The sequence below is a fragment of the Bacillus sp. FG16 genome, from assembly GCF_057809515.1.
This window is the reverse complement of sequence record NZ_JBMDKC010000036.1, coordinates 39515-48884: the sequence shown is the minus strand read 5'-3', so window position 1 is coordinate 48884 and position 9370 is coordinate 39515. Positions and strand designations below refer to the sequence as shown.

11 protein-coding genes and 1 pseudogene are annotated in these 9370 nt (G+C 32.5%); 9 read left to right on the top strand and 3 right to left on the bottom strand.

The annotated features are described in order from the left end of the window. Positions 1-56: 56 nt before the first annotated feature. A pseudogene (locus ACODS7_RS15090) lies at positions 57-413 on the top strand (DUF2812 domain-containing protein); the annotation flags it as partial. Between the two features lie 254 nt (positions 414-667). Here ACODS7_RS15090 and ACODS7_RS15085 read toward each other — a convergent pair. After that, positions 668-916, bottom strand: coding sequence for a hypothetical protein (locus ACODS7_RS15085; protein ID WP_000433610.1), 249 nt, complete (start codon positions 914-916; stop codon positions 668-670). Between the two features lie 281 nt (positions 917-1197). On the opposite strand from ACODS7_RS15085, the gene ACODS7_RS15080 reads away from it, so the two are divergent. The 6 genes from ACODS7_RS15080 to ACODS7_RS15055 all read left to right on the top strand — a co-directional run bounded on the left by ACODS7_RS15080 (position 1198) and on the right by ACODS7_RS15055 (position 5102). Further along, positions 1198-1581 carry a VOC family protein gene (locus tag ACODS7_RS15080; RefSeq protein WP_000364497.1) on the top strand — a complete coding sequence of 128 codons (384 nt, stop codon included), beginning with the start codon at positions 1198-1200 and terminating at the stop codon, positions 1579-1581. A 14-nt stretch (positions 1582-1595) separates the two neighbouring features. After that, a complete protein-coding gene (locus tag ACODS7_RS15075; protein WP_050844080.1) occupies positions 1596-2138 on the top strand; it encodes a GNAT family N-acetyltransferase in 543 nt (180 codons plus the stop codon). Next, on the top strand, positions 2138-2719 hold the full coding sequence (locus ACODS7_RS15070) for a kinase (protein ID WP_088115462.1): 582 nt from the start codon (positions 2138-2140) through the stop codon (positions 2717-2719). Before ACODS7_RS15075 ends, ACODS7_RS15070 begins: the two co-directional genes overlap by 1 nt. A 24-nt stretch (positions 2720-2743) precedes the next feature. Further along, entirely contained in the window at positions 2744-3322 is a 579-nt protein-coding gene (locus ACODS7_RS15065) for an HAD-IA family hydrolase (protein ID WP_088115461.1), read from the top strand. A 255-nt stretch (positions 3323-3577) separates the two neighbouring features. Then, positions 3578-3889, top strand: coding sequence for a hypothetical protein (locus ACODS7_RS15060; protein WP_000845548.1), 312 nt, complete (start codon positions 3578-3580; stop codon positions 3887-3889). A 364-nt stretch (positions 3890-4253) separates the two neighbouring features. Beyond that, on the top strand, positions 4254-5102 hold the full coding sequence (locus ACODS7_RS15055) for a P-loop NTPase family protein (RefSeq protein WP_243168567.1): 849 nt from the start codon (positions 4254-4256) through the stop codon (positions 5100-5102). A 146-nt stretch (positions 5103-5248) separates the two neighbouring features. Here the strand turns inward: ACODS7_RS15055 and ACODS7_RS15050 are convergent, their stop codons facing one another. Both ACODS7_RS15050 and ACODS7_RS15045 read right to left on the bottom strand, forming a co-directional pair. Beyond that, the gene (locus tag ACODS7_RS15050) at positions 5249-5464 is read right to left on the bottom strand and encodes a helix-turn-helix domain-containing protein (protein ID WP_088115459.1); all 216 of its coding nucleotides are present in this window, start codon (positions 5462-5464) and stop codon (positions 5249-5251) included. 10 nt (positions 5465-5474) lie between these two features. Then, positions 5475-5957, bottom strand: coding sequence for a DUF2975 domain-containing protein (locus tag ACODS7_RS15045; RefSeq protein WP_001977318.1), 483 nt, complete (start codon positions 5955-5957; stop codon positions 5475-5477). 297 nt (positions 5958-6254) lie between these two features. Between ACODS7_RS15045 and ACODS7_RS15040 the strand changes: the two genes are divergently transcribed. Together ACODS7_RS15040 and ACODS7_RS15035 are read left to right on the top strand one after the other, a co-directional pair. After that, positions 6255-7928 (top strand): alkaline phosphatase, encoded by a 1674-nt coding sequence (locus ACODS7_RS15040; RefSeq protein ID WP_243168568.1) that lies wholly within the window; start codon positions 6255-6257, stop codon positions 7926-7928. A 610-nt stretch (positions 7929-8538) separates the two neighbouring features. Then, the gene (locus tag ACODS7_RS15035) at positions 8539-9369 is read left to right on the top strand and encodes a VanW family protein (RefSeq protein WP_088115457.1); all 831 of its coding nucleotides are present in this window, start codon (positions 8539-8541) and stop codon (positions 9367-9369) included. Position 9370: the final 1 nt, after the last annotated feature.

Genomic DNA, 9370 nt, shown 5'->3' with positions numbered 1-9370 from the left:
GAAAATGTACATGATTATTCAAGTGTTAATGTGTACATTTAAACTAGCATTTATAAGATTCGAAAGAACAACAACAAGAGTACTTCGAAATATACGAAATGTCAGGTTGGGAACGCGTAACAAGTTTCACAAGATGGAATTATTTTTGCAAGGAAGTAGAGGAGGTAAATGAATTACCTGATATATACTCAGAAAAGGAGACGAGGGTACAAAAACTAAATGAGTTATTGCTATTCCTTGTTATTATATCAGCAAGTATATTACCATCAACGTATAACCTATTTTTAAGCCCAATGGAATCAAGAGTGCCAATTTGGGCGAAAGTTATGACAGGTCTTACAGGTTGTATGTGGATATACTTCTTTATAAGGCTCTCTTGGAAAATTAAGAAATTAAAAAGTGAAATATTATAATAAAAAGTAGAGTTAAAAAGAAGTTGATGTTTTAGGGGGGGATACCGGAATCAACTTCTTTTGTTTCTATATAATTGTATTTTTGTTCACTTTTTTTTATATAATAAAAATCTATATAAAGGCACAAAATTAACAGTTACGAAGACCACACACACACACATAACCCCGAAATGATAAATGAAGAAAAAATGATTCATATCGAAGATCAAAAAAATAAAAGATGACTAAAGAGGTGTGGGGTGTAATAAAAATGTTTAAGAAAAAGACTGATTTTGTGCAGGTTTAATAAATTGTTCTGGGTTTTCAACGAGTCCGCATACAGCGCATTGGACGCGGTAAGTAGGTCCTTGATAGGCCATATGAAAAGCATTCATCGTTTCATTTGTGTATTCCTCTTCTACTTGACCAGTTTGTGGGTTTAATTTGACTGGTTTTACTTGTTGCTCAAGAATATTAAAGCGAGTACGGTTCGTTTTACAGCTTGGACATAGCATTGGTTCCATATGTATACACCTCCATTTGTAGCATTTCTTAAACTCATTAATTTTATGCAAGCAAAAAAACTTTCTCAATATAAATGGGTATTTAAAGTATTCAAAATTCAGAAAAAATAAAATATAATAAAAGTACGAACTGGTTATGTCCAAACCAAATCTCCTGTTTTATGCCAATAAGCTGGGGGCCGAGAAATCGGCCTCATTTTTTTTGCTCATTACAACAAAGAACAAGGTTTTTATGAGACTTTTGTCGAAATTTTAGGGATAGATATAAAGGGGGATGTAAAATGGATTTGAAAATGAAGTACATCATTTTATATGTAGAAAAGTTTGAGGAATGTTTAAAATTCTATAAAGATATTTTACAGTTACCTATAAAAGCAGAGCACGGTACATATATTGAATTTAATACTGGAACTACTATTTTAGCGATGAATACGCGGCAAGATGTGAAAGAATTAACAGGACTACCGCTTACAGAAGGTGAATTAAAGTCTTCTCATTTCGAATTAGGATTCGTTGTTGAGAATGTACAAGAAACGATTGAGCAATTTAGAGAACAAGGAATCAAGATTTTAGTTGAACCTATTGTAAAACCGTGGGGACAAACAATTGCCTACATTGCTGATCCAGATGGAAATTATATTGAAATTTGCAGTTCATTAGAATAGAGGGAGAAAGAGAGATGGGATTTCCAAAACTAGAAACAAAACGTTTACTCTTAAGAGAACTTACACTATTAGATGCAGAAACGATGTTCCAATATTTTTCGAAAGAATCTGTTATACGTTATTTCGGGATGGATTCTTTCGAAAATATTGAGCAAGCGAAAACAACGATTCAAACGTTTAAAAATCGTTATGAAGAGGGCAGTGTATTTCGCTGGGGAATCGAGAAAAAAGGGACGGGCCAATTAATCGGAACGTGCGGATTTCATTTAATTAATAATAATCATAAACGAGCTGAAATTGGTTATGAATTAGATGATACATATTGGGGACAAGGATATGCATCGGAAGCATTACAAGCGATTTTAGCTTACGGATTTGAAATGCTGCAACTGATAAGAATCGCAGCGGTTGTATATGTAGAAAATAAAGCTTCTCAAAAGTTGTTAATAAAAGCAGGATTTCAAGAAGAAGGATTACTTCGAAAACATATGATTCAAAATGGAGTTGCTCATGATACCATTTTATATTCTTTATTAAAAGAAGAGTGGAAGAAGTAATGAGTACAAACGAACTTATAACGATTATGAAGAATCATAGGGAAAATAGATTCATTTTAGGTATAGATGGTTTAAGTCGTTCAGGAAAAACAACATTCGTAGCAAATTTAAAAGAAAATATGAAACAAGAAGGCATTCCGTTTCATATTTTCCATATTGATGATCATATAGTGGAGCGTAATCGACGCTATTATACAAACCATGAAGAATGGTATGAGTATTATTGTTTACAGTGGGATATTACATACTTAAGGCAGAAGTTTTTTCAGAAGTTACAACATGAGACAAAATTGACTTTGCCTTTTTATCAAGAGGAAACAGATTCATGCGAAATGAAAAAAGTACAGATTCCCATAGTAGGCGTAATTGTAATTGAAGGTGTTTTTCTACAGCGAAAAGAATGGAGAGATTTCTTTCATTATATGGTGTACTTGGATTGTCCAAGAGAGACAAGATTTCTACGTGAGAGTGAAGAAACGCAGAAAAACCTTTCAAAGTTTGAGAATAGGTATTGGAAAGCCGAGGATTACTATTTAGAAAGTGAAACACCACAGAAAAGAGCGAACTTACTTATACAATGATTAGAAAATAGAAAGGTGAATACAATGAATATTTTATGGGATTTTGATGGGACGTTATTTGATACGTATCCTGCATATACAATGATGCTATCTGAAGTATTAGGTGATACAGTAGATAAACAAGAAATATACAAAAACTTGAAAATATCATACTCACATGCAATTCAGTATTATAATATTTCATGCGAGCAGGAAGAAAAGATTAAAGTTTTGAAGGGAAAATTCACGCCAAAAGATATGAAACCTTTTGCAGGTGTCGAAGAGATTTTGAAATTTGCAGATAAAAATGTGATTATGACCCATAAACATAGGGCTGGAGTTATGGATATTTTAAAATATTATGGCTGGGAAAAATACTTTGTAGATATGGTTACAATTGACGATGGCTTTCCCCGAAAGCCGAACTCTTTAGCTTACGATCATCTGCATAAAAAATATAATATTGATTTAGCTATTGGAGATAGAGAATTAGATTTATTACCTGCAAAAGAATTAGGTATTTCAACATGTATGTTTCAAGGTAATTGTGATGTAGCGGATTATTCTTTATCACATTACTCGGAGTTTTTTAAGGTATTGAGTGATAGAGAGTTTTCTTTATAAAAAAGTTATTAATAAAGACTGTATCTTTCATTTTAAAGGTACAGTCTTTATTTTTTAGAGCTATTATATACCAATTGCCGTGGATTAAAGAATGATTGTCTATTTTTAGTAAAGAAATAGTCAGGTTAGTTGTTAGATAGAAATAAACTGATAGATAAAGTGATAGTGTCCATTTTATCTGCTTTTTATTATAACTAAATTATGGTTATTCATGCTAATATAAACTCATAGCTATATAGAAGGGGTGGGATTAGTATGAAAACAGAAATAGTTCCTAAAAAGAAGTACAGTATAATAAGCTATATATCTTTACTCATCGGTATTTTGTGTTTTCTATTCGTTTTTATAACGCCAACAAGGATAGCGAATGCAGGTAATATAGTTGGAGATTATATTACAATTGCCCTGACAGGTGTAGGTATCATGCTTTCAATAATCACAATGACGAAAAAAACAGAGAAGAAGGGGATTGCTATTCTTTCATTAATACTGTCCTCATCATTTTTTATATTTTGGATTATAGCAATTATCCTATTGTTTACTGGTCAAATTAGTTTTGCACCGTAATGTGAAATAAAAAGAGTCCTTTTCGTATGATAACGGGTTCAGTTACCGGAGAGAAAATATAAAATAACACACAAATTAGGGATGTAAATCACTTATGATTTAGCATCCCTTTTTTTATTGTTATTTCAGTGTTTAAGCGCTTTTATATAGTTAAATAGTGTTCTAAATAATAAGATAAATGGAAAATTTATGTTAAAATAATTATAGAGATTGTGAAAAAATGTTCTTAAACTAGCGTTCAGATTACTTTAAGAAGGTTTTTTTAAAGGAAATGGTAAATATAATATTTTGAAGGGGTGATTGTAGTGGATTAAGTGATTTTTTTAATCTTGGTTAAATACTTTGAAGATAGGGGTTTATAACTATGAATACAAAACTAATAATAGTAGAAGGGTTACCTGGATTTGGAAAATCAACCACTGCAAAGCTAATAAATGAAATTCTAAGCCAAAATAAAATTGAAGTTGAACTATTTTTAGAGGGAAATTTGAACCACCCAGCCGACTATGATGGTGTATCTTGTTTTAATAAATTTGAGTTCGATAGATTATTATCTAACAGTGGAGGTTTTAAAGAAGTGCTCCTTAAGAAAGTTCTAAAAAAAGGAAGCAATTATTTATTACCATACAGAAAGATAAAAAATGAGTTTGGTGACCAGTTTTCGGACGAATTATTTAACATTATTTTAAAAAATGATATATATGAATTACCATTCGATAAAAATGTTGAATTAATTGCTGATAAATGGAATGACTTTGCTGAAATTGCTCTAGAAGACAATAAGGTTTATATTTTTGAATGTTGTTTCATACAAAATCCATTAACTATTGGGATGATTAAATATGGTGAACAAAAAGAAAAAATGATAAATTATGTAATGAAAGTTGCAAAAATCATAGAGAATTTAAATCCAATGTTATTGTATGTAGAACAAGATAATCTTGAATTTTCATTTAGGAAGGCGTTAAAAGAAAGAACTCCAGAATGGTCCACAGGAATTATCGACTATTACACTAACCAAGGCTATGGGAAAGAACATCACCATTCAGGTGTAGAAGGAGCGATAAAAGTTCTTGAAGCTAGAAGGAATTTAGAATTAGAAATATTCGATATGTTAAAAATGAAAAAAGAAACAATCAATAATACAAAATATGAAATTGACTCATATAGGTCAATGTTAAAAGATAAGTTAGCCATACAAATGGTGAAATAGCTTTTTACACTAACTGGTGCTTTAGTTGAAGAAGGAAATAAAAAACGCTCAGAATATTTTCTGAGCGTTTTAGTTTGTTATTTCTAATGTTTATTAGCATTTTTCTCTTCCTAAACTGAACCCATTACTCGTATAAAGGACTCTTTTTATTCGGTATCTTTAGGTTGATATTCTAAAATATCCCCCGGTTGGCATTCTAATGCTTTACATATTGCTTCTAAAGTTGAAAAACGGACTGCTTTTGCTTTTCCATTTTTCAAGATAGAAAGGTTAGCCATTGTAATTCCAACCTTCTCCGAAAGTTCTGTTACACTCATTTTTCTTTTTGCTAACATTACATCAATATTAATAATAGTTGCCATATTATTCACCTCAGACCGTTAAATCATTTTCTGATTTTATATCTATAGCATCTTTTAATAGTCTTTGGAGAACGGCAGCAAAGACCGCGATTACCATTGAAGCAAAAATCATAATCATTCCGATAATAATAATGCCAGGGGCATCATCTCTCTCTGCCACGAGATAGAAAAGTGGCATACCTAATACATATAATACACTAATTGCCAATGCGCTGTACTTAATATTTTTTAAAGCTTTTACAGATAACTCTGAGAATGCGTTGTTTTTATCAATATAGTTTAAAAGCTTAAATGTTTGGTACAGTGCGAAGTAATAAGGTATTGCTGTTGCGTATAAATTGATAAATACAAGATATTTAATATATGCAATATCCGGATATAATTCTGCGGCGAAATTTCCTATTTTAGGGACTAAAAAAATGCACATAGCAAGAACAGGGATACCGATCAGAATCACAACGGTCTTTAAAAAGAGTGTTGATCCTTGTTTCATAAAAAGCACCTCATTTATTTATTATCTTATTAATTTAACATGAAATTTATTGTTAAACAATAAATTTTTATTTCTTTTAATCGAGGATTTATTGTTAAACAAGTAATTAATGAAAAGGGTGCTAAATCTTTTTTATAAGATAGATGACACATACCGGTATTTAATTAAGGAAATAAAGAGAAAGTAACTATTGTTAGCTTTATGAGAATTGGGAACTAATAAAACATATGTAGGTTGTGGAATGAAAAAGGAAATAAGGTGTATTTAAATGAATGCAAAGTTTACGGAGGAACAATCATGGTGAATTATGGTGTGAAGATGAAAAAATTACTATTAGTGGGAGCTATAATAGTAAGCGTATTAAGTACGGAAAGTATGATGAATTATCATGCGGCCAAAGCTAAGGTGAAAAAAGTAGAACACCAGCCTAAAAATATAATTATGATGGTTATGGACGGAACGAGTTCAACGGCGACAACATTGGCTCGCTGGTATAAAGGGGCACCGCTTACGTTAGATCAAATTGTAACAGGAGGTGTTCGTACGTTTTCGGCGGAATCAGCTATTACAGACTCAGCGCCAGCAGCAACAGCATTAGCAACTGGAAATAAATCGAATTCAGGATATGTAGGCGTACTACCTTCTATTGTAAATTCACCTAACTTAAAGCCAATAAAAGAAGAGGACAAGTTACGGCCGGTCGCAAACGTATTGGAAGGTGCAAAACGTACTGGTCGTGCAACTGGAATTGTTGCTACATCTGAAATTCAGCATGCTACTCCGGCGGGATTCTCGGCTCACCATGTCAATTGCAAGCAATTTGACGTAATTGCGAAGCAGCAAGTATATCAAAATATAGATGTCGTATTAGGCGGGGGAAAAGCGGCGCTGCTACCTATGAAAAGTAATGGAATCCGAAAAGATGGTGAAAATTTAGTAAAGGTGATTCAAGACAAAGGATACGATTTTGTTGAAACGAAAGATGCGTTATTGAACTCCAAATCTAATAAAATTTGGGGCTCTTTCTCAAATCATGCTCTTGCGTTTGATATAGATCGTATAGCAACAAATCCAGAACAACCAACACTTTCTCAAATGACAGAAAAAGCAATTCAAACATTATCAAAAGACAAAGATGGTTTCTTTTTATTTGTAGAAGGTAGTAAGCCTGATTGGGCAGCCCATGCTAATGATCCAATTGGGATGATTAGTGATGTATTGGCATTTGATGAAGCGGTAGCAAAGGCGTTACAATTTGCGAAGAAAGATGGGGATACGATGCTTATAGCTTTAACTGATCATGGTAACAGTGGTATCTCTATAGGGAATAGGAGTACGACAAAAGGATACAATACTACACCAGTTTCTGCATACATCGATCCATTGAAAAAGGCGGAAATGACACTTGAAGGAACTATAAATAAACTGAAATCTGATTTATCAAATGTAGAAGATGTAGCTAAACTATACGGTTTGGACAATTTAACTCATGATGAAAAAGAAAAATTAAAAGCGGCAAAAAAGAAAATGGATGTAGGACGAATCCTTACTATATTATTGGCTAATCGTGCAAATATCGGCTTTACGACAGGAGGACATACAGGTGAGGATGTATTCTTACATTCTTATGGACCTCAAAAACCAGAAGGCTTAATCCAAAATACAGACATTGCGAAGACGATGGCGAAAGCGATGGGCTTTAACTTAGAAGAAGTAACGAATAAAATATTTTTAGAGAGTGAACAAGCCTTTAAGAAAATCGGTGCAACTGTAACAGCCGACAAAACCGAAGGAGCAAACCCGTTACTCGTGGTAAAACATAATAAAGTAGAAGCACAACTATTTGGTAACAAAAATATAATTCGTATCAATGGTAAAGGGTATGAATTAGGAAGTATTATTGTAGAGAGTAATGGAAAGTGCTATGTACCAGAAGAAGCAATTCAACTATTTGTAAAGCATTCTCGTTAAAAAATTGCCAACCAGTTAAGCTAACTGGTGGCAATTTTTTGCGTTTATTCTAAATATAAGGGTTCGGATTGTTTTGGAAATTTTTCCAGATGAGACTTGTATAAACGTTAAAGGGGAATTATATTTTTTTCTTACATTAAAAAATTTCGTTTTGTAGAATAGAGAATTTATACATATAGTAAAGTCTAATGTATTATCAATTAATATTTACGAAAAATATATTAATACTTTAGAATTTCTTTAATTTTCATTATTTTTTATTTAATATTATTCGTTATATTTATAATGTGTTTATTTCAATTTATCGTATTGCAGCGCAGTTTCATATAATTATAAAGCAATCCTCAAAATAAAATCTCCACTAGAGTAAATTTATTATTTTTTTGCGTCTTTTTTATCCCGCTATTTGCCGGGCAGTAAGACCCCCACCTCAAAAATAAGCGAAAGCAAAGAAGTTAGGTGGGGGTCGGGCTGCCTGTAAAAGCCCGATTGGTGAGGGCTGATTAAAGTTTCACTTTATTTACGAAAATTATTATGCAGCTAAGAAAACTGTAGTTTATTGGATTAGAGGTATATTAGAATTTAGTTGAAGAAAGAGAGAGGGAATAAAATGAATATAGTGCATTTACGTCCTAAACAGCGGTCTAAGTATCGCATTATGCTAGGGACGTGGTATTACTCTACAAAGAGATACATTCAGTGGTTAGTAGACGGAAAAACATATGCAAAAAGGCTCCAACAAGAAAAACTACCTTGTACAGCAATTCAGCACCGAACGATATTACTTCGTAAGCTCAAAGATGTAGATATGTGGTATCAACAGAATAAGGTTGTCAATTTGAAAATTGCTGTTGAAAAACTAAATGGTATCGTCATTAGACCAGGAGAAACATTTTCTTACTGGCGTTTAATAGGTAAGCCTACGAGGAAAAAAGGGTATGTAAAAGGTATGGTATTACACTACGGATCTTTTCAAACAGGTATTGGAGGAGGTCTTTGTCAGCTTTCGAATTTAATATATTGGATGACTTTACATACACCACTGACAGTAACAGAACGATATCGTCATAGCTTTGATGTCTTTCCTGATTCTAGGCGAACTCAACCGTTTGGGAGTGGAGCGACTTGTTCCTATAACTATTTGGATTTACAAATTAAAAATGAAACGGACCAACCGTATCAACTTCACCTTTATATGACAGATGAATATTTAGTTGGTGAATGGAGAACAGTCTATCCGCAACTTTATCAATATGAAGTGTATGAGAAAGAACACTCAATTCAACCTGCATACTGGGGCGGTTATATACGACATAATGTGATTCAACGTAAAGTATATAATCAACAGAAACAGTTAATAGAAGATCAATATGTAACGGAGAATCACGCTATAATGATGTATGAACCACTATTAGCTTGTAATAATGAGAATAGTGAGTAAT